Genomic DNA, 24,060 nt, shown 5'->3' with positions numbered 1-24,060 from the left:
TGTTATTATCCCATGATTGAAGCTAAAAAACAAAGGAATAGAGCAGATAACTAGTGGACAGCTTACTGAATGCTGCTAAGGGAGGGGAAGGTATGTATCATGAGATGAAAAAGGACTGGCAAGGTGAATGGCACTTAAGCTCAAGGTGGTCACCTATACCAGTCCAATATTCAGCCAGTTATTGAATCGGCTCGCGTCTACCAAACATAAACAGTTGAATGCACAGTGATAATCCACCAGTAATTGCTGCGATGACGACGTGCGCGACTTCATTTTTAGAAAATCGTTTTGCAACAAAATAAAACGCGTAAAGAGCGAAAATAACCGGTAGGAAATATAATGGTGGTATTAACCATGCTAATAAAATAGAAGATACCAATGCAATCCCCGTGATTAAGGTCAGTTTTCCTCTAATCGATTCATGAACGTCATTTTCAACGAGCATTGTTAGAAGAAGCATGTTGGCAATTGGAACCCACGCCAACCATGCTTTGTCTTTCATGCCAAATTTTTTCGCAATGTTAAACAGGCCGATTGCCATAAGGATGTAACCTATGATTGAGATGATGCCTAGGATGAAAAAAAAGATCATAAAGCCAGCAAACATAGCGAAAACAACACTGTCTTCCATATTTTTCACCTCCATTTAAACATTTTATTTTCTAAACATTAAAACAGACAAATAACATTATAGCATATTGAATGTGGTTTTAAATGCGACTAAAGTCGGAAAAGTTAGCTGTACATAAAGTGACTCATGTATAGCTTTGTATAGTTTTTTTATAAGGATATGTCTTTTATACGAAAAACATCACAAGTTCTTATTGTTTTCATATGTATTTCATAAATAATGTGCATTAAATAGTGGAAAAATCTATTAATTGACATTATAAAAAATGAAGAATAGAATTGTCATAGATTTTCATGAAACTACATCCAGAGGAGACGTGTTCAATGACTAGCATGAGCAAAGACAAAATCGTGAACAGCGTCCCGCAGACAGGTTTCTTTGGACACCCTAAAGGATTGTTTACGTTATTCTTTACTGAGTTCTGGGAACGATTCTCTTATTACGGGATGCGCGCACTACTACTTTATTTTATGTATACCGAAGTTTCCTCAGGGGGACTTGGCATTGAAGATGGCACTGCAAAGTCTATCATGGCCATCTACGGGTCTCTCGTTTATATGTCAGGTATTATTGGTGGGTGGATCGCTGACCGCTTACTTGGCGCACAACGAACCGTGTTTCATGGTGGGGTACTCATCATGCTCGGGCATATTATTCTAGCTTTGCCAGCAGGAAAAACAGCACTATTTATATCGATGTTTCTTATTGTAATAGGGACAGGTTTATTAAAGCCTAATGTTTCTAATATTGTCGGGGATATGTACAGCCCGCAAGATAATCGCCGTGATTCTGGTTTCAGTATTTTTTATATGGGCATTAATATGGGCGCATTTATTGCACCATTTATTGTCGGAACGATTGGACAGGAATACAATTACCATCTTGGTTTTGGTACGGCTGCGATCGGTATGTTCCTCGGTTTAGTGATGTTTCTCATTACACAGAAAAAAAGCCTTGGCTTAGCTGGTACGTATGTGCCTAATCCACTCGCTCAAGATGAAAAAAAGAAAGTATTTGGCCGTTTTGCACTGGGAACTGTAGTTATTATGTTACTTGCAGCGATTACAGTTCCAACAGGTATTTTGACAATCAATCGCTTTACCTATCTCGTTAGTATTTTAGGTATTGTCATTCCGGCTTTATATTTTATTGTCATGTACAGAAGTCCGAAAACGAATGAAGATGAGAAATCAAGATTACTCGCTTATATTCCGCTTTTTGTTGCTGCTATGGTATTTTGGGCAATTGCGGAACAAGGGTCTATTATTTTGGCAGAATATGCGGATAAGCGTACGGACTTAAGTGTCTTTGGTATGACACTGCAGTCTTCATGGTTTCAATCATTGAATCCATTGTTTATTATTGCACTGGCACCTATTTTTGCTGGTATGTGGGTGAAATTAGGTGATCGTCAACCGTCAACATCTAAGAAGTTTTCTTATGGTCTGTTTTTTGCGGGACTATCATTTGTTGTTATGATCATTCCTGCATGGCTCGGTGGTGTGGATACGCTCGTGAGTCCAATATGGCTCGTATTGAGCTTCTTATTCGTTGTTATTGGTGAGCTGTGCTTGTCGCCTGTTGGTTTATCAGCGACAACGAAACTGGCACCGAGTGCTTTCTCAGCTCAGACGATGAGCTTATGGTTTATGTCAAATGCTTCAGCTCAAGCGATCAATGCGCAAATAGTAAAATTGTACACACCTGATACAGAAATTCTCTACTTTGGGATTATAGGCGGTGTTTCAATTTTACTCGGTGTCATCTTATATATGTCATCACCAAAGATTCAAAGCTTCATGAGAGGTGTCAAATAGATTTGTAATCAAAGACTGGGACAAAAGAGGTTTGACTAATCGAAAAAAGCGAACAGTACGACCGCTCCGGAAATATACTACGCTTTCCGCGGGCGGCTGGTAAGCCTCCTCGTGCTAATGCACTGCGGGGTCTAACCTATGCCTTCCTCCCGCAGGAGTCTTCGTATATTTCCGGAGCTAATGTTGAGCATTGATCGTCTTTTCGATTAAACTTTATTTTATGTACCTGCTTCTTTATAGTTAGGATTCTATCCTAATGTGTAGAACAATATATTTTTTAAATTGTGTTATTTAAGAAACGAGCCGTGTGATGTTATTCGTCACGGCTCGTTTCTACATCTTGATTAAATTGCTTGCGAAAGATAAGGACGATGATGATCATTGCGCTTGCCATCGCTGCGGCAAACAGATATATCGGTTCATAGGCGCTGTGAGCGGCAGTGGAAAACGCTTCTTGTAAGGCTGCTTTCACATCCGTGGACGGAATCTGATCGATCGTCTGCTGCATATTTCCATAGCTGCTAGATGACATGATTTGCTGTAACGTTTCTGCGGGTAGGTCTGTTTGAGCAACGGCATGTGCTTCGAGCTTTTCTGGAATGAGTGTATTGAGTTTGGAGAAGCCGTTTTGGATAAATGCCCCGAATATAGCTGGTGAGAGCGTTAATCCGATCTGCCTAGAAACACTGAGCGTACCGATTGCGGATCCTTTTTGTTCTCCAGCTGCATTAGACGTTAAAACAGTTAGTGGTGCGCCGAGTACAAAGCCAAAACCAATCCCTGCAATAACAGAAAACACGATAAATGTTAGCTTTGTTGCTGTTAGCAATGCCAATCCGCCAAATCCTACAATGGATATCAATCCGGCTAGGACGATTGTTTTAACGGGCCCCATTTTATCGACAAAATACCCGCCACCCCCGGCTCCGATTCCAGATGCCAGTGCTAAAGGTGTCATCCAATAGCCTGATTTTTCGGCTGAGATGCTGAGGATCTGCTGTGCAAATGAAGGTATGAAAATGACGGCTCCAATAAACGTTCCCGACAATAAAGCGAGTACCATTGTCATCGCAAAAGTCGGTTTTCTCAATAAGCTATAAGGAAGAATGGCATCGATCGCTCGGCGCTCCTGCCGTTTTTCGACAAACAGAAATGCCGTAAATACAACAATTCCACCAATAAGAAGGGCAAAAACGAGCCATTCAAGCGGTGTGCCGGTAGTTCTGCTAGCCCCGATATTAATCGCAAACATTACAGTTAAAATCGATAAGGACAATAACGTAATACCAAGAAAATCTATTCTGGAAAGAACAGCTTGTTTTGTTTCTGTTAACGATTTCCAACCGAAGATGAGTAAGCCAATACCGATCGGAACGTTTATTAAAAATAACCAATGCCAGCTTCCAGTGACATCAATTAAAAAACTGCCAACATTTGGTCCGATAACTGATGCAATCCCATTCATGCCACCGAGCATTCCGAGCATGCGGCCTTGACGTTGTTTGTCAAACGTACTAAGGACATGTGCACTTGCAATAATGAAAATACCGCCACCACCGAATGACTGGACGAGTCGTGATATTAGAAAAAGTGTAAAGTTTGGACTTAGGGCGACACCGAGTGAACCAATTGTAAAGATTGCAATTTCGATCAGGAAGAGCTTCTTGCGACCATAGCGGTCAGCTAATTTACCAACAATCGGTGTTGTTACCGCAAGTCCTAGCGTATAAATTGTAATGCCCCAAGATCCGAGAACGGGGGTAACTTCAAATGACGTGTTAATCGTCGTTAAAGCAGCACTTATAATCCCGTTGTCGAGCGCCGCCATAAAGACGCCAATTAAGAGAATTATAAATGCTAAATTGGTATTCGTTTGTTTTCTATGTGTCGCCATTATCTTCATCTCCCTAATGAACGCTAACATCCCTTTATATTAATGGGCGATTATGAACAGAGTGTGAATGGATGATAACGTGGGTATTGTTGTTATATATGAATGCATAAATTATAAAGAATATGTTTGCCATTGATAACATACCATTCAAACGTTTGATCGTCCATTCTTCAACGTTTGTCAGTTAGGCTTTTCAAAATACCTACATTCATCTAATCTTTTTTTGACATTTCTAATGCTTGTATGAGCACCAAGAAGGTTTCAAAAAAATTTCCGAATACGAAGGAATCATAATAGGATTCTGATCTATATTGTGGCAAAATGAAGATAGAACGTATTTGAGAGTCTACGATTACGTTTGCTAGCCTTATGCTTCATTCGATAGAACCTAGTGGACTAAAGAGAGATAAAAGGACAGGTGTAGACATGGATAGTTTAGCAGTATCGATTATTATTCTGCTCATTTTAATTGTTGCGAATGGTATTTTTGCGATGACGGAAATTGGAATTGTGACGTCAAGAAAGATACGATTGGAACAAAAAATTAAAGAAGGCGATACTCGGGCTAAAAAAGCCCTTTACTTAGCTGAAAACTCTAGTGAATTGCTGTCAACGATTCAAATTGGTATTACGTTAATTGGGATCATTTCTGGTGCTTTTGGTGGGGCCGCGATTGCGGATGATTTAAGTGTTTATTTAAGTAAGATTGCTTTTATCGCACCTTGGAGCACGGAAATCAGTATGGTGCTTGTCGTAACGCTAACGACATTTTTAACGTTAGTCATCGGAGAATTAACACCGAAGCAAATCGGTTTAACCAATCCAGAAAAGGTGGCGCTCGTCGTTGCCAAACCGATGTATTTTTTCTCGAAAATTGCGAAACCGCTCATATGGGTGTTAAACCATTCAACATCACTTACCTTAAAGGGATTAGGTGTAAAAACGAGTAATGAGCCAGATGTAACGGAAGAAGAAATCCAACAAATGATAGAACAAGGTGTCCATAGTGGAAGCATTGAGGAAATTGAACATGAAATGGTTAACCAGATTTTCTTTATGGGAGATCAACGTTTAAGTGATATTTTAACTCCTCGAACGCAACTAACGTGGATAGATATTGAAAGTAGCTTTGAAGAAAACATGCGGATTATTAGTGAAAGTGATTATTCGCGCTTCCCGGTCGGAAAAGGGAGCTTAGATCATTTTTTAGGTATCATCCATACTAAAAATGTATTTTCGAAGCTGTACGCTGGGGAAGAATTTACGATAGAAGATTGTATTGAACAAACATTAATGCTGCCGGAACATGTAAAGGTATTTCAATCGCTTGAAACGTTGAAGGAATCCGGATACCATCAAGCGGTTGTCGTTGATGAATATGGTGGTGTAGAAGGATTTGTCACATTAAATGACTTTATGCGAACGATCGTTGGTGAAATACAAAGCGATGATAAAAGAGAACGCGCAACGATTATGCAACGTGATGATCGATCCTGGTTGGCGGATGGGCAAGTCGGCTTTGATCTATTTATAAGATATTTTGATTTAGAGGATTTGGTAGATGAAGCGATTATAATCGATACTTCTTTTCAAACTTTGGGAGGTTTCATGACGAATGAAATAGGTAATATCCCTAAAGAAGGGAATAGTATTGATATAGCTGGATTAAAACTAGAAATTGTTGATATGGATCATGTGCTTGTCGATAAGGTGTTAGTAAGTCGTGTTGAAGATATCGAGAAAAATGACAAAGAAAATAACGCATAACACATTACATATGAAACAAGTTTACAAAACCGAACAAGCAAGGAGCTATGAATATGGAATTTTACCAAAAGAAAACCGAAGACGTTCTTGAAGCAGTCGATTCAACTGAACAAGGTTTATCTAAACAAGAGGTCACATCACGACTTGAGCGGGACGGGTATAATGAGTTAGAGGATAAAGAAAAAGTGCCAACGTGGAAGCTGTTTTTAGATACATTTAAAGATGCAATGGTTATTGTTCTTTTAGCTGCGGCAGGTATTCAAATCCTACTTGGGGAATGGGTGGAATCACTCATTATATTCCTAGTACTGATTATAAATGCCATTATTAGTGTCGTACAAACAAGAAAGGCAGAAAGCTCGTTAGAGGCGTTACGAGATATGTCGGCCCCCGAAGCGAACGTGATGCGTGATGGTATTAAACAGACGATTGCCGCAAAAGAGCTCGTTCAAGGCGATATCGTTTACTTAGAAGCGGGCGATTATATCCCTGCTGATGGACGGGTGTTGGAAAGTGGTTCTCTTAAAGTCAATGAAGGCATGCTTACGGGTGAATCAGAAGCCGTAGAAAAATCGACAGAGTCCATTGAGGAAGAGGCTGCTTTAGGTGATCGGCGTAATATGGTCTATAGTAGCTCATTAGTCGTTTATGGACGTGGAACCATTGTCGTCACCGGCACTGGAGCGGCAACAGAGGTTGGGAAAATTGCCGAGCTGCTCTCTACGGCAGAGCAAAAAGAAACACCATTACAGCAGAAACTCAATAGCTTTAGTAAAACATTAGGCGTCGGAATTCTGATTTTATGTATCATCATTTTTGCAGTTCAAGCTGCACGTATTTGGTTAGGTGATTCTGAAACAGATACGACAACAGCTCTTTTAAATGCGCTGATGTTCTCTGTGGCTGTTGCCGTTGCAGCAATTCCAGAAGCACTACAATCGATTGTTACGATTGTGTTATCTGTTGGAACGAATAAAATGGCCAAGCAGCATGCGATCATTCGTAAATTGCCTGCTGTAGAGACGTTAGGATCAACGCGGATCATATGTACGGATAAAACAGGCACACTAACTCAAAACAAGATGACTGTTACGGATCATTTTCTACCGTTTAAAGAGGGGAAGGACCTGCCCGATCATCTAGATGATTGGCAGAAAGAAGAGCGTTTACTCGTCTATATCGCAGCGCTTTGTAATGACTCTTATATAAATCAGGATGGTCAAGAGGTTGGTGATCCAACTGAGGTTGCATTAATTCAGTTTGCAAATAATCATGGCCATCCTTATGAAGAATTGCGCCAAACATATCCCCGAGAAGCTGAATTGCCGTTCGACTCGGATCGAAAATTAATGTCAACGGTCCATACGATTAATGGCACGAAAATGCTCTTGGCAAAAGGTGGACCTGATGTCATGTTTCACCGGTCCAGTTACGTATTTGTCAATGGCGAAGAACAGCCGATGACGGATGAGTTGCTCGAGCAATTTACAGAAAAGAACGAAGCGTTTTCCGACCAAGCGCTACGTGTGCTGGCATACGGTTATAAACGTTTGGCGGACGATAAAACAGATGTTTCTCATGACGATGAATATGATTTTGTACTTGTCGGATTAACAGCAATGATTGATCCGCCGAGAGAGGCAGTCTATGGTTCAATTGCTGAAGCGAAAGCAGCAGGCATTCGAACGGTCATGATAACAGGGGATCATAAAACAACAGCTCAAGCCATTGGTCGAGATATTGGATTGATGGAAGAACACGATATCGCCATTACGGGTAAAGAGCTCGATCGTATGTCAGATCAAGAATTAGATGAAAACATCGCCAACATCGCTGTTTATGCCCGTGTATCACCGGAGAATAAAATTAGGATTGTCCGAGCTTGGCAACGAAAAGGTGCCGTTACAGCTATGACAGGTGATGGTGTCAATGATGCCCCTGCATTAAAGCAAGCGGATATAGGTATTGCCATGGGGAGCGGCACGGATGTTTCTAAAGATGCGTCAGCGATGATTTTGACGGATGATAACTTTGTGTCGATTGTTAATGCAGTACAAGTAGGCAGGACGGTATTCGATAACATTAAAAAAGCGATTGGCTACTTGTTTGCCGGTAATTTAGGGGCAATCATTGCCATCTTGTATGCGGTTGTATTTAATTTACCAAATCCATTTACGGCATTGCAGTTGTTATTTATTAATTTAGTCAATGATTCGTTGCCTGCAATTGCATTAGGTATGGAAAAGTCAGAAGCAAATGTGATGAAACGCAAGCCACGTCCGACTGATGAAGGTATCTTTGCTGGTGGCACATTGAGAACAGTCCTCTCAAGAGGCACGTTAATTGCAATTGTTGTCATCATTTCCTTCTATATTGGATTATCTCATTCAAACGAAATGGGTGTGGCAATGGCATTTACAACTTTAATTATGTCACGGACATTGCAAACCTTTGCCGCACGTTCAAATACAGAAACATCGATCAAGATTGGATTTTTCTCTAATAAATATGTGATTGGCGCAGTGGGACTCGGATTTGTTTTATACGGTATAACGATCCTTCCATTTGCCCGGGACGTATTTAATATACCTGCTAGCTTCGGCTTTACAGATTGGGCGATTGCAACAGGCTTAGCTGTTGCTGCGGTCATTTGCATGGAGCTCGTTAAAAAACTGTATCGTCGAGCATAGAGCCTCAATAGAGAACTGTCGCAGCCTCAAGCATTCAACGATTCTAAAAAAGTGATTGTCCTTCTAGTTCAAAGGAAGGGCAATCGCTCTTTTGATTTGTACAATTTTATGGCTAATTGAAGCGGAGAGGTGTATCATACGAACATGGCATAGCACATTTGTAGTAACATGATTTAAGTGAAAGAAGGTACAACATGAAACAAAGCTGGAAGATTTATCGCAACGATGTCAAAAACATTACGACGAACTGGGTAGCATGCATTATTATAGGCGGCTTAATCTTACTCCCGTCATTGTATGCTTGGTTTAATATAGAAGCATCATGGGATCCATACGGTCAAACCGATCAAATTCCTGTCGGTATCGTCAATGAAGATATAGGCACAACCGTTCAAGGTGAAGAGATTAACGCAGGAGAGCGGCTGATTGAAACGCTGAAAGAAAATGAAGCACTCAACTGGCAGTTCACCGATCGAAGTCAGGCGATGGACAAGCTGGAGTATGGTGATTATTATGCAGTGATCGTCATTCCAGACAATTTTTCGGAAAAGCTGGCAACAGTCGTCAGTGGTTCGCCTGAGAAGTCTACAATGGAATACTATGTTAATGAAAAAATCAATGCAATTGCGCCGAAAATAACGGATAAAGGCGCTAGTGTGATCGTTGAAGAGCTTAGCAGTCAATTCATTTCGACTGTTAATGGGGTTATTTTTGAACTGTTTAATGAGCTCGGGATAGAACTGGAACAACAATTGCCTGATATAAAGACATTTGAACAGTACGTGTTTACAATGGAAGAAGAACTCCCGAACGTTTACAAGCTGATTAACGGTGCACTTGATGAATCACACTCAGCACTAGATATCATTAATAGTGTGCAAATGAAAATACCCGAAGCCGAACGAGCAACCGAGGATGGATTGAAAACAATTAATGATACAACAGCTATGCTTACGAAGGCAGAGGAAAAGCTTGATGAGCTTGCCCCACAGATTGAAGCGGATTTGAAAAAGGCCCAAACTGTCGCACAGGACATTCATACATTTTTGAATGAACTCAATGATGCCGAAGTCGATTTAGGTCAAGGAGACGCTTTAAAAGGACAACTCGATGCGAATTTAACGGAAGCGATTCAATACCTGAATGATGTTGAACACGCACTAGAAAAATTAAGCGACTTAAATAATAAGGGTGAGAATGAATCTGATCAAAACGAAGTCCCTCAGGAACCGAATGCTCCTAAGGACGACGCTCAGATTATCATCGACCAAGCCGCAGAAGAAACGGCCAATTTAAAGCGAACTTTAACCGATATTCAAGCAAACGCAGCGGATTTAGACCAGTTTATTGATGATAAACAAACTGAGATCAATGAACGTATTAACCATTTGCAGACGTTATCGGCCAATGTCGATGAACGTGTCGGGGCATTTTTAACAGAATATCAAGAAACGATTGCGCCTGTTGTGCATGCAAAGCTTCAATCAGCCAAAACGACACTAACTACGGGTCGAGATATTTTGTCAGACATTCAAACAACGATTCCAGGAATCGTAGCTGTTTTGAATAAGGCAGAAGCGACATTATCTGATGGGGAAAACATGCTTGAAGGAATCGAAAGCCAATACCCGTATGTGAATGAAAAAATTAATGAACTGGCCGATCGTATTCGTGCGATTCAAGGTGAAACGGATTTAAATGAGATCATTGACTTATTACGCAATGATCCAGAAGCGGAGCGTGGATTTTTCGAAGAGCCTGTTCAGTTGAATAAAAATGAGCTGTTTCCAATTGCCAATTACGGTTCAGGGATGACGCCTTTTTACACGGTTCTTGCAATTTGGGTTGGTGGATTACTGCTTATCTCGCTATTAGCAACAGATGTTCATAACAAATCTGCTTATACGGTCAAGGAAAGATATTTCGGTAAAATGTTTACGTTTTTAACGCTCGGTTTAATGCAAACGACGATTGTCGTATTGGGCGACTTGTTTCTATTAGGTGTTGATGTTGCTGCGCCGGGGTGGTTTCTTCTGTTCGGCTTATTAATCAGCCTTGTGTTCATAACGATCATTTATACGGTTGTAACCATTTTCGGCGATGTTGGAAAAGCGGTAGCGATCGTTATGCTCGTTCTGCAAATTGCTGGAGCAGGAGGCACTTTCCCAGTCGTACTCTTACCAAAGTTTTTCCAAGCGATCAGTCCATTCCTTCCCTTTACGTATGCAATTGACTTAATGCGGGAAGCGTTAGGCGGTGTTGTTTGGGAAAGAGCCCTTCATGATATCTTGTTTTTGATATTGTTTGGATTGGTGTTTTTAGTAATAGGTACGTGGCTGAAAAAGCCAATTAACAAACATACGGATAAACTTGTCGAGAAGTCACAACAAGCAGGCGTGTTTCATTGATCGAAAGTGAATGAAGCGGTGTTGTTTATGTAATATAAGGAATAAGCAAAGAGGGTGCACGATCTTGGTGCATCTTTTTTTGTGAAATGATTGGGTCGTTATCGTTAATGACGAGTATTTAATTAAAAGGTAGTCTTACTGATGTGAGGGACGTTCCAACTGGGACTAGTCTCTCATACATGTAATCATCAGTGTTGTAATGGAGACCGTTCTTCTAAATGGAAAAGTGTGCGACGGCAGGAGGAGAGTCCTTGCCGTCACATTTACTTTACAGTGCTGCTATGAACACTGTCATTGCAAATCTCATTCTTTATTGCTTAGCAAATAATCTACATATCTCCACGATCGTCTCGGTTGCTTTTTCCATATTATCAACTGAAACATATTCATATTTGCCGTGATAATTTTCCCCACCGGTAAAGAGGTTAGGTGTTGGAAGGCCCATGTATGAAAGCTGTGACCCATCTGTACCACCTCGGACAGGTTTTATGAGTGGCTTAATGTTGAGATTTTCCATCGCTTGATGGGCGATATGTACAATGTCCATAACAGGTTCAATTTTTTCGCGCATGTTGTAATATTGGTCTGCCATGTCTAATTGTGCGCGATCTGCACCATATACGGAATTGATTTCTTCTACAAAGCGGCGTACCGTTTCTTTACGGGCTTCAAATTGGTCTCGGTCAAAGTCCCGGATTATATAGTAGACGGTTGTCTTCTCGACATCATCATTCATAGAAAGCAAATGATAGAACCCTTCATATTCCTCTGTATGCTCTGGTGATTCTTCAGCTGGAAACTTACGAATGAATTCTGCTGCCATTTTTCCGGCGTTAACCATTTTATTTTTAGCTGTGCCTGGGTGGACATTATTACCGATAAACGTCACTTTAGCAGCAGCGGCGTTGAAGCTTTCATATTGCAGCTCACCTAAAGGTCCACCGTCTACGGTATAGGCGAAATCCGCATTAAAACGTTCGACGTCAAACTTGTGAGGACCTCGTCCGATTTCTTCATCAGGTGTAAAGGCGACACGGATTTTCCCGTGAGGAATGTCAGGGTTGTTAATTAAATAAGTCATGGCCGTCATGATCTCGGCAATTCCTGCTTTATTATCAGCACCTAACAGTGTTGTTCCGTTCGTTGTCATCAACGTATGCCCTTTGTAAAGAGCGAGTTCCGGGAAGTCGTCAGGGGATAACACGACGTTAAGATCGGCATTCAAGACGATCGCTTCACCGTCATAGTTTTCCACTAATTGAGGTTTAACATCTTTTCCAGTGAAATCAGTGGCCGTGTCGACGTGCGCAAGAAAACCAATTGTCGGTATGTCTTTATCCGTATTGGCTGGTAGTGTCGCCATCACATAAGCATTGTCATCAATGGTGACATCTGTCATGCCGATTGACTTCAATTCGTCAACGAGCAAGTTTGCAAGTGTCCACTGTTTTTCTGTTGAAGGTGTTGTGTCGCTGTTCTCATCAGATTGCGTGTCGATTTTTACATAGGTTTCTAGGCGGTTCATTAACTCTTGTTTCATAATTCAGTTCCTTTCTTAATGCGTTTATATATAGTATACACCTATTAGAGCGTGATCAAAGTGAAAGAAGGTATAAATATTTTCCGTAACTTTCTATCAATATTAACGACAAATCATTATAGGAAACAAGTGGAATTTTAATATCCTACATCCGACGGTTTGGAGTGATCATATGAATAAGGGGTCGACTGTTATTATGTTAGTTGCTTTATTGTTTATCGCTGGTTGCGAAGGTACACTTCCCCAAAAAGGACATACCATTATTGACTGGGTTGATTTTGTGAAAATAAACGATATTCAATATCATGCATCCTATTCGGCAGTCATTGCGGACGAAACATTTATTGGTGAAAAGATTGGTGAAGTCGCGTTTAATGTAGACGATAACATAACGAATCCCAGCTATGACATTAAAAATGGAGATGCTGCCTATTTGGAAGAAGGTACAAATTTATATCTCGTAAAGGCCATGCCTGGTTACATTGCAGTAAAAGACCCATATAAGATCAATGGTTACAAGCTTTATCTCAATAAAGATTATGTATCGCGCGACGTGCCATTACATTTTAAAAATATAGATATGACAACAGTGACCAAAATTGAAATATATGACGGGGCAAGAGAACCGCAATTGCTAAATGCGTTATCTGATCAAGAGGACGTCTCAGCCTTGGTGGACATTCTTGCTAATGGTGAAGTAACATCTCGTTATACACCTAATACGTCTAAGGGTGATCCGGACAGGTACCAGATTATCTTCTACCATAGTATGCCAATTGCTTATTACAATACTTTATTCAATGATGGGGAAGAGTGGTATGGGTATGATTCGGACACAGCTATTTTGTCAGATGACATTAGTAAATTTGTTGAATAGCATCAGTGTAAGGATATCAGATGATCTCACCTGCAAACGCTTGGCAGACCCACCTCGATAAATTATGTACAAAAAAGGACTCACGTATTATGATAGTTAAAAGTGAATGATCGTTTGTCCGGTTAAGAATTAAAGTGCGTGATTAGCGATTAAGTAGATTGTAAGAGGTGAAGGTATGGCAAAGGTTTATGCAGTTCGTGCAGGAAGAAAAACAGGTGTGTTCAAAACATGGGCAGAGTGCGAGGCTCAAGTGAAGGGCTTTAAAGGCGCTCAGTATAAAAGCTTTTCAACAAAAGAAGAGGCCAATGACTATTTAGGAACTATTTCCAGTTCGGGCAAGCGTGGAAAAACAGAAGATGTGTCGGCACCAATAAATGTTACCACAGCTAACCCCACTCAAGAAGGCCTCGATGTATACGTTGACGGTAGTTTTTCAAAGGGACGTTACAGTTGGGCATTTGCCGTATACGAAAACGGTACACTGATTCATAGTGACGCTGGAATTGGAGATAATGAGGCAGCAGCATCGATGAATAATGTAGCTGGTGAACTAGCTGCTGCGATGAGAGCGGCAAAATGGGCCCAAGAACACGGGCAGTCAATTGTGATTCATCACGATTATCAAGGCATTTCAAGCTGGGTAGATGGCTCATGGCGCGCTAAAAACAGTATGACACAAGCTTATAAAACGTTTATGTCTCATTATCGGGATATCGTATCGTTTAATAAAGTGGCTGGCCATACAGGCGTCGAGGGAAACGAACTAGCCGATCAACTCGCGCGGGAAGCATTGGGCTTAAGTTAATTGTCAAAAGAAGTAATCGTCACTATAAGAGGCGATTACTTTTTTTGTGTTAATAGTCATGATTATATAATTAATTATTGTAAAATTTTTAAAAAAATAGTATCATATATTTTCGAATAATTATATTTACATTCTGAATCAAGAAGTGAGAATGTTATTCAGGGGGGAGTGAATAATGATTTAATGTGTCAAAAAACGATCACAACGAATAGATTAACACTTAGGTTATTTCAGCAATCCGATGCCCCGGCTGTTGCGCATCTGTGTAACAACTATAATCTTTATAAAAGTACCTTGCATCTACCGTACCCATATTCAGTAGACGATGCTTTAGCGTGGATTGAACATCACGAAGATCACTTTAACGAAAATAAATCCTATACGTTTGCGATAACAGATAAGGAAAGTGGACAGTTGTATGGCACAATAGGCCTTTCTTATAAGCAGAATTCGAATAACGGCGAATTGGGATACTGGATTGGTGAACCGTTTTGGGGTAACGGATATGCAACAGAAGCCGTTGAGGCTATCATTCAATTTGCTTTTAGCGACAAACAGTACCATAGAGTCTATGCATTTTGTTTCAATTCCAACCCGGCATCTGGGCGTGTCTTAGAAAAAGTAGGGATGACACAAGAAGGTATATTAATCGACCACGTAAAAAAAGAAAATCAATACAAGGACCTCCTCTGTTACGGCTTAATCCATCCATCATTATAATCGTTTGTAAGTGTATGTGCGTTAAAATGATTATTACGAAGAGGTGACTTATGGAAAAGACGAGCAGTTACACGTATTTCGCAATTTCAAGTCATGCAGAATTAGGTAAAACCGGCTATGTAGCATATGAAAGTGGCATTTTCAATCCAGACGACATTACGAATGCTCTTGGAATAGAACCGTTTGATACGAATAATTACGGAGATAAAAAAAGCAATGGGATGTCGTGGTTAACGTCTGGATGGTGCGCAGAAAAATCCAATAAAGATAGATTGGATGTAGAAGCCCAATGTCTTGATACAATCAAAAACCTCAAACATAAAATACCCATATTAAATGAAATAAAAAAATTATATGATGTGCATTTTGGACTCATAATTGTACCGACTATTTATAACGGTGAAACACCGATCTTGACTTTTAATAAAGAAATCGTTGAATTTTGCTATTTAACAGGGACCGAAATAGATGTAGATATGTATGTGTATCCGTTTGATGAAGAAGGTGAGTAGAAAATTGAGTGTTGGTTTTAAACTGGTGTTAATGACTGATTGTTGCAGAAAAAATCGACGAGCGCGAAAAGAATCGGCGAGCTCGGGTTAGGAATCGGCGAGTCCGGGTTAGGAATCGGCAAGTTCGGGCTAGGAATCGGCGAGCTCGGGCTAAGAATCGGCGAGTCCGCGTTAAGAATCGGTAAGCTCGGGCTAAGACTCGGCAAGCCCGGGGTAGAAATCGACGAGCTCGGGTAAAGAATCGACGATCGCGAGAAGAATCGGCAAGTCCGGGCTAAGAATCGGCAAGTTCGGGTAAAGAATCGGCGAACCCGCGAGAAGATCAACCTAAAAAAGCAACGGTCTCGTTAAATTAGCGCCCGATTCTAGATGAAACGTTAGAGGTACGCACTCATCTGAAGTTTCAGCAAAGAAATCCGCGCAAAAATACAACCAGCTTCCTCGTTATGAGAGAGCTGGTTGTATTTTTGCATGGGACAAGACTTCTTATCCCTATGTGCGTTCAAGTGAAATACTCAATTTTAGCGTCTGGGAAGTAGGTGTTAATATAGCCCCCAAGTGTGTCTTTAATGTCTTCCTGTTGCTCATTTTGGTATACATACTTCCCAATGCCGTAGCGGCCCCACTTCCATTTACGCTTTGATTCATCAAGCTCGAGCTTCGTCATCGGATAATTTTCTTGTATGACGCGTTTGGCTGGTTTTGTGAATCGGTGCTGAATAAGTTCAAACGTTAAATCCTTCGTCGCTTTTTTCGGTAGTGCGGCTTCTAGCTTTTCAAACATTTCTTTATAGCCTTCCTGCCAGCCATCATGAATATAAATCGGTGCGACAATAAAACCGAGTGGATAGCCGGCTTCAGCAACTTTTACAGCAGCTTCAATCCGTTCATGCAATCGGGATGTGCCCGGTTCAAAGTATTTAATGATATATTCATCATTAACACTGAAGCGGAACCGTGTCCGACCGTTATGCTTGGCGTCCAGTAAATGATCAACATGGGCAAATTTCGTCACAAAGCGGAGCTGACCAAAATCCGATTCACCGAAATATTCAATTGCCCGTTTTAATGTATGGGTCAGATGATCAATCCCGACGATGTCAGAGGTACAGGACGCCTCAAATCGTGTTAATTCAGGCATTCGTTCGTTCATATATTCTTCAGCTGCATCAAAGATTTCATCGACGTTGACGTAAGTCCGGATATACGGTTTACTGCCCATCGTCGTTTGCAAATAACAATAATGACAATGGCCCATACATCCGGTAGCAAACGGAATTGCATATTCGGCGGATGGCTTTGACGTGTCGAATTTTAACGTCTTACGAAGTCCGACAACGAGCGTTGATTTAGCCGTTCGGTATTTTTGAAAGTGATTGTCGCCGGGAAGATTTCTGATTTGATTGTGGGAGGTTGTTTGCCGAATTTCCACCCCCATATCTTCAAATTTATTGACAAGCTGCTTGCCAAGTGGATATTCCATTGCTTTAGGCTCGACATATACGAGCTGTGGTACAAACGGTTTAACCATAGTATGTCTCCCCAGCATCGGGTGAACCGAACGCTGCCTGATACGCCTGCTCCGCTTCTTCCTCTGTTTGATACACAGCATAGTCCTCCGTCAGTGGAAAATATGTTTCATGCATAAATAAAGAAAGCCCTGTTTGACTCTCGGGATCTTGAACGACTGCGGCTTGCTGCACATGAGCAACGCCTTGAGCATGCGGATTGCGTATAATGATATAGACGACTTCTCCAGGCTGAAATGACTGATTCATATCCATTTTTTCCATAACCTCCTCATATTTTCCTTAGTTATGTGTAAGCATTTGGAAAATATACGGGCTAAGCTAAATCCGATTTGGTCTTAATTTTCATGAAAATGTGGAAGGAGGGTGTTAAAATAAAAGCATTACGTGCATGCTTATCTTTTTTACCAAAGGGCTAATATGAATAAAGGAGATCAACCAATGACAGAAAAAGAGAAGATGATACAAGGAAAACCGTATAAAGCAAATGATGAACAATTGTTTCAAGAACGCCAGTATGCTAAGGAAGTTCTTTATACGTGGAATGCTTTACCTCCAACAGAATTAACGAAGCGTCATGACGTATTGAAAGATTTATTGGGACACGTTGAAGACAATTTTTTCATTGAACCACCGTTTCGCTGCGATTATGGCTACAACATATCTGTAGGCGACAACTTTTACGCAAACTACAATTGTACAATATTAGATTGTGCTCCGGTTACAATCGGCAACAACGTGATGTTGGCACCGAATGTGTGTTTATTTACGGCCGGTCACCCGATCCATGCTGCACCAAGAATTGAAGGGTGGGAACATGCATGTCCGATCACTATCGGAGATAATGTCTGGATCGGTGGTGGTGCGATTATAAATCCCGGTGTATCAATTGGCGACAATACTGTTATCGGTGCAGGAAGTGTTGTCACAAAAGACATTCCTGCTAATGTTGTAGCTGTTGGGAATCCGTGCCGTGTTATGAGAGATATTACAGATGACGATCGGACGACGTATTTTCGTAGCCTTACTTTTTAAAGCTGTTTAGATACACGTTCAAAAAAAAACATCCCTCAGCGCTCTGGGAGATGTTTTTTACTAAAGACGACAGATATTATCTTAATTGCGCGCGCTCTTCTTCTGTAAATACGCGAGACCTTGTTAAAAAACGCTTACCTTCAGGGCCTTCAAGTGAGAACATGCCACCTCGTCCGTTAACCGCATCAATAATGAGCTGGGTGTGCTTCCAATAGTTATATTGGTCTTTGGACATGTAAAAAGGGGTGTCACCAATCTCACCAAGCAGGACGTCTGATTCACCAACGCGAAATTCCCCTCGTGGGTAACACATAGGTGAACTGCCATCACAGCACCCACCTGACTGATGGAACATTAATGGACCATGTGTCTCTATTAAGGTGTTAATCAGCTTCAACGCCTCATCGGTAGCTGTTACACGTTTGACCATTTGTCACATCCTTTTCACGCTTTTTTACACAATATGCGAAACGAAACACATTATTTCCTTTAAAATAGTCCGGCTGCATGTTCACTGTAACTCACTAAAAGGTTTTTCGTCTGCTGATAATGATTGAGCATCATCAAGTGGTTTTCACGACCGATGCCAGACTTTTTATACCCACCAAATGCAGCATGTGCTGGATACTGATGATAACAATTTGTCCATACACGACCGGCTTCAATACCGCGCCCAAATCGGTACGCCTTATTGATGTTTCGTGTCCATACGCCCGCACCAAGTCCATACAATGTATCATTAGCAATGGCCATCGCTTCTTCGTCATCTTTAAATGTCGTTACCGCCAGTACTGGTCCGAAAATTTCCTCCTGGAATATGCGCATGTGGTTGTTTCCGCGAAAAATCGTTGGCTGAACATAGTAACCGTCTGTCATATCACCGTCTAGTGCATTGACATTCCCACCAACAAGAACGTCTGCACCTTCTTGTTTTCCAATATCCAAATAAGACTTGATTTTTTCTAATTGTTCTTCTGATGCCTGTGCACCCATCATTGTATCGGTATCGAGTGGATGACCGATCTTAATGGCGTTCACCCGCTCGATCGCCCGCTCGATAAATGCATCATAAATTGATTCATGGACGAGTGCGCGTGATGGACATGTACATACTTCCCCTTGATTAAGTGCAAACATGACGAGACCTTCCACCGCTTTATCTAAATAAGCATCTTCCTGATCCATCACATCAGGGAAAAAGATATTAGGTGATTTCCCACCGAGTTCGAGCGTTACAGGAATAATATTCTCAGACGCATACTGCATAATGAGCCGTCCGGTCGTCGTTTCACCTGTGAAGGCAATTTTAGCGATACGCCGATTCGATGCGAGTGGCTTTCCAGCTTCAACGCCAAAACCGTTGACCACGTTTAGAACACCAGCTGGGAGAAGGTCCTTAATGATATCAAGCAGCACATGAATCGAAGCTGGTGTTTGCTCGGCTGGTTTCAATACGACACAGTTACCCGCAGCTAAAGCTGGAGCGAGCTTCCATGTTGCCATTAGAATCGGGAAATTCCACGGGATAATTTGTCCAACGACCCCAAGCGGTTCATGGAAGTGGTAAGCGACCGTGTCCTGGTCAATTTGACTAATGCCACCTTCCTGCGCCCGAATTGCCCCAGCGAAATACCGGAAGTGATCGACGGCAAGAGGGAGATCGGCAGCAAGTGTTTCTCTAACGGCTTTTCCGTTATCCCACGTTTCCGCAACAGCAAGCATCTCCAAATTTTCTTCAATTCTGTCTGCAATTTTATTTAATATATTAGCGCGTTCTGTAACAGATGTGTTTGTCCACATGTCTTTTGCGGCATAGGCTGCATCTATGGCCGCTTCAACGTCCTCTTTGGTGGACCTAGCAATCTCACAAAAAACATGTCCTGTGACCGGGCTTGCATTCTCAAAGTACTTGCCATTCGCTGGAGGACGATACGTACCCCCGATGTAATTATCATACCGCTTAGCAAAATGAACGAGAGCACCGTCCGTGTTTGGATTTGCATACTTCATATTCAATTCCTCCTCATAACTTCTCTCTTATAAAATAGTGAGCTATTACATAACTATGATGCTTGTCCTTGAAATAGAAGAGATCGATATGATGAGAATGTTAAAAGGTGTTTTTGTTGGAACAGTCGCTTTTAATATGGAGAGCATTAAAGTGTTACCGCATGAGTGGTTATTTATCCCTTTTGGTTAAGGTATACAGGTGGTTTTGAGGCTTGGAGGTTGAAGAATAGGACGTGTTAGAAGCATATATATATGGCGAATAATTTTAACTTGGGGATTTTGATCCATAATCCCCAAGTTAAATAAATAGAACGATTTTGAAAAACTCAGCTAGGAATATACTTCACTTAAGCAATGCCGTATACCTCTTTAACGGCTTCATATAAAATAGTCACACCATCCATTAAAGCGTCCTGATTAAATGTCATATTCGGGTGGTGAAGACCAGGCGTTAAGTCACACCCTAGACCAAGCATCGTTGCTTTTAATGCTGGACGTTCTATCGTATAAAAGTGAAAATCATCTCCACCTGAAGTAACGAGTGAGGCATCAACATGATCTGCGCCAAGCACAGTGGACACGGCCTTTGTCATAATTTGAATGGCCTCATCGTTTAATTCAGCAGCAGGGACGTATTCAACATCTTTAATGTTAATGTCGACGTTGTAGAGGCGTTCCATCGCTGTGAAAATATCCTTGACCTTCTCGGTGAGCGTGTTCATCGTGTGATTATCCTGTGTACGCATATCAATCGCAAAGGATGCACTGCCCGGAATAATATTCGTGCTTTTGCCTCCAGCCGTCATACTCGTCATTTTAACGGAATGGGGGACACGAGGGTCAAGGTGAATATTGCCGAGCAGATTGACAATCTCAGCAACAACCTCAATGGCATTGACGTTTAAATGTGGTCGGGCTGCATGTGCATCCTCACCTTTGATGTCTGCGATATATGTCGTGTTCGCACCGTGCACGATGACCGGTGCGGCATGACCCAAAATGGTTTCTTCTTTAGGGCGCAGGTGGATACCGAATAAGTAATCGACATTGTCAACGACTCCTTTTTCCACCATCTTTAAAGCGCCTGCTCCGGTTTCTTCTGCTGGTTGAAAGATGAATTTCAGAGCAACCTGTTGCTTGAGTGTTGGGTCTGCTATGATTTTTGCGATCAATCCTAGAACGATTGCCATATGTGCGTCATGGCCACACGAGTGATTCGCTCGAAATGCGCCGTTCACTTCCTGCCAAAGTGCGTCCATATCTGCACGAATCGCAACGACAGGTAGGTTGCTGTTAAAATTGCCGTATTCACCGACGACACCTGTACAATCTGCAAACGTCGTCACGTTACAGCCAAAATCCTTTAAAAGCGAGGCGATATAGGCTGTTGTTTCTGTTTCCTCCCAGCTGATTTCCGCGTGGTCATGTAAGTATTGAAATGTGCGTTTTACTCGACTTTCAAGCTCAGTCATTGAGCGTGTCACCATCCTTTATGGCTTTGTAAGACCAGACTTCATTTTTGATAGGTTACAGCAAATGTCCCGTCAACCTTTTGGATGGACACCCCTTTGTAGCCATCCTTCAAAAGCTGTTGTTGGCGTTCTGTCTCTTCCATTGCGACGGTTTTGGTATCTGTGACAGATTTCTGAATGTCATCTGTTGCAAAATCACGGAAAAGAACGTAACGCAGTTTGCCGTTATATTTCTCCTTTAATGCAATGATTTCCATTCCGAGGGCTAGCTTATCCTTCAGGCTAGGAATGTTGAACGGGGCAACAGTCGTTGCAACATAGCGAAAACGGTTCCGATCAACATGCGCCATAACGATTTTGCCCATATATGTTTGCAATCTATTGCCGCGGTAGTCTGGATGCACGACAGAGATTTCCGAATACATCACTTGGGACAAGTTCTGTTTTTCAATGCCAGCATCTGTCCCCAAATGCTCAGGATCATCGATTGGGGGCACAAGCATAGCACGAAAGGCAATCATACGATCATCGACAAAGGTCCCAACCATATAGCCATGTCCAGATAACATATGGTGTGCCTCCTGAGAGGTAAGTGGCTGTAACTGTTTAGGGTTGTCTAGCGTTTGTTTGACGGCATCTTGTAACGTTAATATAGCCTCAAGGTCGTCTAACTCAAGCTGTCTCACTTTGAAAGCTGCACCTGTTGTTTTTAATTGTCCCTCTGCGGTCATCGATCCCCCCATGCTACTTGACCTCCTCTGAATAGACGGTTAACGCTTGGAGCATAGCGTCGTCGACATCAACGCCAAGTCCCGGACGTTCGTTCAGCTCGATAAAGGGTACATCATAACGTAGATTTCCGACATCTTTAGAAAATTTAAGTGGGCCAGTTAGTTCAACACTCGTTATCACTTTTTTAGAAAAAGCGACATGAAATCCTGCAGCAGATCCAATTGACGATTCAACCATCGAACCGACCTGACAATCCATGCCAGCCATCTCTGCCATCGCCGCAAGCTTAGAAGCCGGGTACATGCCACCGCATTTCATGAGTTTAATATTGACTTTGTCAGCCGCACGCTTTGCAATAATTTCCCGCATAGATTTAAATCCCGTGAGTGCTTCATCAGCCATGATCGGTAGCGTTGCTTTTGCTTTCACGTCACTCAACGCATCAATATCACTCGCAACAACCGGTTGTTCCAGCCAATCTATCGTCACACCTTTCAAGCCTTCCAGCGCCTGTAGCGTCTTTGCTGAGGACTGCCAACCTTGATTGACATCAACACGAATCGCAGCCTGCTTGCCGACACGTGCATGAACAGCTTTTATACGTGCAACATCTTCGGCCACATCATAGCCGACTTTTAACTTAAATGACGTGAAGCCCTTTGCGACATGCTTTTCCGCGCTGTCAGCCATACGTTCAGGCGTATCGATGCTTAGAACGTGTGTGATCGGAAATTTCTCATGATAACGTCCACCAAGGAGCGTATAGGCTGGAACGCCAAGTGCCTTTCCAGCAAGGTCATAGCAGGCAATATCTAAGGCGGCCTTAGCTGTCGGCGCACCAAGAATTTCTTGATTCATAATATCGTGGATACGCTCGATATTCATCGGATCTTGACCAATCAGACGTGGTGCAAGGGTTTTCGTAATGATATGATACACACTTTCCACCGATTCACCTGTCACGTGTTCATCGGCAACACCTTCTCCATAGCCTGTCTGTCCATCATCGGTCGTTATTTTTACAATAACAGACGCCATTGAATCATAAGAAGCGTAACTAATTGTGAATGGCTCAATTAATGGTAGTTCAATGACAAATGCTTCAATTGCAGTTATTTTCATAAATGATCACCTTCAATATGTTGTTTTCATGCTGCGTGAGCAGTCTTTAATTTTACATGATTAATCCTATTTTGCTTGTCTTTGTACTTTTTTGCAATGCTAAATTTGTTTCACGCTTAAATATTAACATGATTTATTTTGTTGAATTTTCAGCAATATGTTAGTGTTAGGGTGTGCTTGAGCTGATGATCCGTGATTAAAGGGGGAAGGTGGGTAACAGATGAAAAAATGGTTCGGTTCTGCAGCAGTCTGTGTCAATGACAAGCAAGAGTTGCTCATGGTTAAGCAAGGGACTCCTGATGAAGACAAATGCTGGTCGATTCCTTCAGGTGGTAAGGAAGCGGACGAGACCTTCGAAGAGTGTTGTATACGGGAAGTGAAAGAAGAAACAGGCTATGACGTACATATCATTCGACCATTATTCACCAAGACGGGTACGCAAGAAGGGTTTACCGTTGTCGTTCAATACTTCGAGGTGGCCATTCATGGTGGCGAATAG

At 41.8% G+C, this 24,060-nt stretch carries 20 protein-coding genes; 10 read left to right on the top strand and 10 right to left on the bottom strand.

Going from position 1 to position 24,060, the window contains the following annotated elements:
- Nucleotides 1-178: 178 nt before the first annotated feature.
- Nucleotides 179-631, bottom strand: coding sequence for a hypothetical protein (locus HPC67_RS02670; protein WP_217585880.1), 453 nt, complete (start codon nt 629-631; stop codon nt 179-181).
- Between the two features lie 323 nt (nt 632-954).
- On the opposite strand from HPC67_RS02670, the gene HPC67_RS02665 reads away from it, so the two are divergent.
- The gene (locus HPC67_RS02665; protein WP_217585879.1) at nt 955-2,448 is read left to right on the top strand and encodes a peptide MFS transporter; all 1,494 of its coding nucleotides are present in this window, start codon (nt 955-957) and stop codon (nt 2,446-2,448) included.
- 313 nt (nt 2,449-2,761) lie between these two features.
- Here HPC67_RS02665 and HPC67_RS02660 read toward each other — a convergent pair whose 3' ends face one another.
- Nucleotides 2,762-4,342: an MFS transporter gene (locus HPC67_RS02660; protein ID WP_217585878.1), complete on the bottom strand. Its 1,581-nt coding sequence runs from the start codon at nt 4,340-4,342 to the stop codon at nt 2,762-2,764.
- 426 nt (nt 4,343-4,768) lie between these two features.
- Here HPC67_RS02660 and HPC67_RS02655 point away from each other — a divergent pair, with 426 nt between their 5' ends.
- From HPC67_RS02655 to HPC67_RS02645, 3 genes are all read left to right on the top strand, one after another.
- The gene (locus HPC67_RS02655; protein ID WP_217585877.1) at nt 4,769-6,109 is read left to right on the top strand and encodes a hemolysin family protein; all 1,341 of its coding nucleotides are present in this window, start codon (nt 4,769-4,771) and stop codon (nt 6,107-6,109) included.
- 53 nt (nt 6,110-6,162) lie between these two features.
- Nucleotides 6,163-8,799, top strand: a complete 2,637-nt coding sequence (locus HPC67_RS02650; RefSeq protein ID WP_217585876.1) for a cation-translocating P-type ATPase — start codon at nt 6,163-6,165, stop codon at nt 8,797-8,799.
- Between the two features lie 194 nt (nt 8,800-8,993).
- On the top strand, nt 8,994-11,207 hold the full coding sequence (locus tag HPC67_RS02645) for a YhgE/Pip domain-containing protein (RefSeq protein WP_217585875.1): 2,214 nt from the start codon (nt 8,994-8,996) through the stop codon (nt 11,205-11,207).
- 310 nt (nt 11,208-11,517) lie between these two features.
- On the opposite strand, the gene pepT is transcribed toward HPC67_RS02645, so the two are convergent.
- Nucleotides 11,518-12,747 carry a peptidase T gene (pepT, locus tag HPC67_RS02640; RefSeq protein WP_217585874.1) on the bottom strand — a complete coding sequence of 410 codons (1,230 nt, stop codon included), beginning with the start codon at nt 12,745-12,747 and terminating at the stop codon, nt 11,518-11,520.
- A gap of 172 nt (nt 12,748-12,919) precedes the next feature.
- On the opposite strand from pepT, the gene HPC67_RS02635 reads away from it, so the two are divergent.
- The 4 genes from HPC67_RS02635 to HPC67_RS02620 all read left to right on the top strand — a co-directional run bounded on the left by HPC67_RS02635 (nt 12,920) and on the right by HPC67_RS02620 (nt 15,661).
- Nucleotides 12,920-13,624 (top strand): hypothetical protein, encoded by a 705-nt coding sequence (locus HPC67_RS02635; protein WP_217585873.1) that lies wholly within the window; start codon nt 12,920-12,922, stop codon nt 13,622-13,624.
- A 175-nt stretch (nt 13,625-13,799) separates the two neighbouring features.
- Nucleotides 13,800-14,429, top strand: coding sequence for a ribonuclease H1 domain-containing protein (locus HPC67_RS02630; RefSeq protein ID WP_217585872.1), 630 nt, complete (start codon nt 13,800-13,802; stop codon nt 14,427-14,429).
- 183 nt (nt 14,430-14,612) lie between these two features.
- Nucleotides 14,613-15,149, top strand: a complete 537-nt coding sequence (locus tag HPC67_RS02625; RefSeq protein ID WP_217586243.1) for a GNAT family N-acetyltransferase — start codon at nt 14,613-14,615, stop codon at nt 15,147-15,149.
- Nucleotides 15,150-15,199: 50 nt separating this feature from the next.
- Nucleotides 15,200-15,661, top strand: coding sequence for a DUF4279 domain-containing protein (locus HPC67_RS02620; RefSeq protein ID WP_217585871.1), 462 nt, complete (start codon nt 15,200-15,202; stop codon nt 15,659-15,661).
- Between the two features lie 502 nt (nt 15,662-16,163).
- On the opposite strand, the gene splB is transcribed toward HPC67_RS02620, so the two are convergent.
- Together splB and HPC67_RS02610 are read right to left on the bottom strand one after the other, a co-directional pair.
- Nucleotides 16,164-17,192 carry a spore photoproduct lyase gene (gene splB, locus HPC67_RS02615; protein ID WP_217585870.1) on the bottom strand — a complete coding sequence of 343 codons (1,029 nt, stop codon included), beginning with the start codon at nt 17,190-17,192 and terminating at the stop codon, nt 16,164-16,166.
- Nucleotides 17,185-17,445, bottom strand: a complete 261-nt coding sequence (locus tag HPC67_RS02610) for a transcriptional regulator SplA domain-containing protein (RefSeq protein ID WP_217585869.1) — start codon at nt 17,443-17,445, stop codon at nt 17,185-17,187. The genes splB and HPC67_RS02610 overlap by 8 nt, the downstream gene beginning before the upstream one ends.
- A 186-nt stretch (nt 17,446-17,631) precedes the next feature.
- Here HPC67_RS02610 and HPC67_RS02605 point away from each other — a divergent pair, with 186 nt between their 5' ends.
- Nucleotides 17,632-18,225 (top strand): sugar O-acetyltransferase, encoded by a 594-nt coding sequence (locus HPC67_RS02605; RefSeq protein ID WP_217585868.1) that lies wholly within the window; start codon nt 17,632-17,634, stop codon nt 18,223-18,225.
- 76 nt (nt 18,226-18,301) lie between these two features.
- Here the strand turns inward: HPC67_RS02605 and HPC67_RS02600 are convergent, their stop codons facing one another.
- The 5 genes from HPC67_RS02600 to HPC67_RS02580 all read right to left on the bottom strand — a co-directional run bounded on the left by HPC67_RS02600 (nt 18,302) and on the right by HPC67_RS02580 (nt 23,561).
- Nucleotides 18,302-18,655, bottom strand: coding sequence for a DUF779 domain-containing protein (locus tag HPC67_RS02600; protein ID WP_217585867.1), 354 nt, complete (start codon nt 18,653-18,655; stop codon nt 18,302-18,304).
- Nucleotides 18,656-18,714: 59 nt separating this feature from the next.
- Nucleotides 18,715-20,235, bottom strand: a complete 1,521-nt coding sequence (gene exaC, locus HPC67_RS02595; RefSeq protein WP_217585866.1) for an acetaldehyde dehydrogenase ExaC — start codon at nt 20,233-20,235, stop codon at nt 18,715-18,717.
- A gap of 347 nt (nt 20,236-20,582) precedes the next feature.
- Nucleotides 20,583-21,707, bottom strand: a complete 1,125-nt coding sequence (locus tag HPC67_RS02590) for a M20 peptidase aminoacylase family protein (RefSeq protein ID WP_217585865.1) — start codon at nt 21,705-21,707, stop codon at nt 20,583-20,585.
- A 41-nt stretch (nt 21,708-21,748) separates the two neighbouring features.
- On the bottom strand, nt 21,749-22,450 hold the full coding sequence (locus HPC67_RS02585; RefSeq protein ID WP_246569588.1) for a GNAT family N-acetyltransferase: 702 nt from the start codon (nt 22,448-22,450) through the stop codon (nt 21,749-21,751).
- Nucleotide 22,451: 1 nt separating this feature from the next.
- The gene (locus HPC67_RS02580; protein WP_217585864.1) at nt 22,452-23,561 is read right to left on the bottom strand and encodes a mandelate racemase/muconate lactonizing enzyme family protein; all 1,110 of its coding nucleotides are present in this window, start codon (nt 23,559-23,561) and stop codon (nt 22,452-22,454) included.
- A gap of 220 nt (nt 23,562-23,781) precedes the next feature.
- Between HPC67_RS02580 and HPC67_RS02575 the strand changes: the two genes are divergently transcribed.
- On the top strand, nt 23,782-24,060 hold the full coding sequence (locus tag HPC67_RS02575) for an NUDIX hydrolase (protein WP_343327792.1): 279 nt from the start codon (nt 23,782-23,784) through the stop codon (nt 24,058-24,060).

It is taken from the genome of Lentibacillus saliphilus, assembly GCF_019093865.1.
Lineage (GTDB): Bacteria > Bacillota > Bacilli > Bacillales > Amphibacillaceae > Lentibacillus_B > Lentibacillus_B saliphilus.
This window is presented reverse-complemented; position numbering and strand designations above follow the sequence as displayed.

Bases quoted from the DNA above. Each gene is read 5' to 3' on its own strand.
- HPC67_RS02585 (WP_246569588.1), bottom strand. From the start codon at position 22,450: ATGGGGGGATCGATGACCGCAGAGGGACAATTAAAAACAACAGGTGCA.
- exaC (WP_217585866.1), bottom strand. From the start codon at position 20,235: ATGAAGTATGCAAATCCAAACACGGACGGTGCTCTCGTTCATTTTGCT.
- HPC67_RS02655 (WP_217585877.1), top strand. From the start codon at position 4,769: ATGGATAGTTTAGCAGTATCGATTATTATTCTGCTCATTTTAATTGTT.
- HPC67_RS02600 (WP_217585867.1), bottom strand. From the start codon at position 18,655: ATGGTCAAACGTGTAACAGCTACCGATGAGGCGTTGAAGCTGATTAAC.
- HPC67_RS02650 (WP_217585876.1), top strand. From the start codon at position 6,163: ATGGAATTTTACCAAAAGAAAACCGAAGACGTTCTTGAAGCAGTCGAT.
- HPC67_RS02625 (WP_217586243.1), top strand. From the start codon at position 14,613: ATGTGTCAAAAAACGATCACAACGAATAGATTAACACTTAGGTTATTT.
- splB (WP_217585870.1), bottom strand. From the start codon at position 17,192: ATGGTTAAACCGTTTGTACCACAGCTCGTATATGTCGAGCCTAAAGCA.
- HPC67_RS02620 (WP_217585871.1), top strand. From the start codon at position 15,200: ATGGAAAAGACGAGCAGTTACACGTATTTCGCAATTTCAAGTCATGCA.
- HPC67_RS02670 (WP_217585880.1), bottom strand. From the start codon at position 631: ATGGAAGACAGTGTTGTTTTCGCTATGTTTGCTGGCTTTATGATCTTT.
- HPC67_RS02605 (WP_217585868.1), top strand. From the start codon at position 17,632: ATGACAGAAAAAGAGAAGATGATACAAGGAAAACCGTATAAAGCAAAT.
- HPC67_RS02590 (WP_217585865.1), bottom strand. From the start codon at position 21,707: ATGACTGAGCTTGAAAGTCGAGTAAAACGCACATTTCAATACTTACAT.
- HPC67_RS02665 (WP_217585879.1), top strand. From the start codon at position 955: ATGACTAGCATGAGCAAAGACAAAATCGTGAACAGCGTCCCGCAGACA.
- HPC67_RS02635 (WP_217585873.1), top strand. From the start codon at position 12,920: ATGAATAAGGGGTCGACTGTTATTATGTTAGTTGCTTTATTGTTTATC.
- HPC67_RS02610 (WP_217585869.1), bottom strand. From the start codon at position 17,445: ATGGATATGAATCAGTCATTTCAGCCTGGAGAAGTCGTCTATATCATT.
- HPC67_RS02645 (WP_217585875.1), top strand. From the start codon at position 8,994: ATGAAACAAAGCTGGAAGATTTATCGCAACGATGTCAAAAACATTACG.
- HPC67_RS02630 (WP_217585872.1), top strand. From the start codon at position 13,800: ATGGCAAAGGTTTATGCAGTTCGTGCAGGAAGAAAAACAGGTGTGTTC.
- pepT (WP_217585874.1), bottom strand. From the start codon at position 12,747: ATGAAACAAGAGTTAATGAACCGCCTAGAAACCTATGTAAAAATCGAC.
- HPC67_RS02575 (WP_343327792.1), top strand. From the start codon at position 23,782: ATGAAAAAATGGTTCGGTTCTGCAGCAGTCTGTGTCAATGACAAGCAA.
- HPC67_RS02660 (WP_217585878.1), bottom strand. From the start codon at position 4,342: ATGGCGACACATAGAAAACAAACGAATACCAATTTAGCATTTATAATT.
- HPC67_RS02580 (WP_217585864.1), bottom strand. From the start codon at position 23,561: ATGAAAATAACTGCAATTGAAGCATTTGTCATTGAACTACCATTAATT.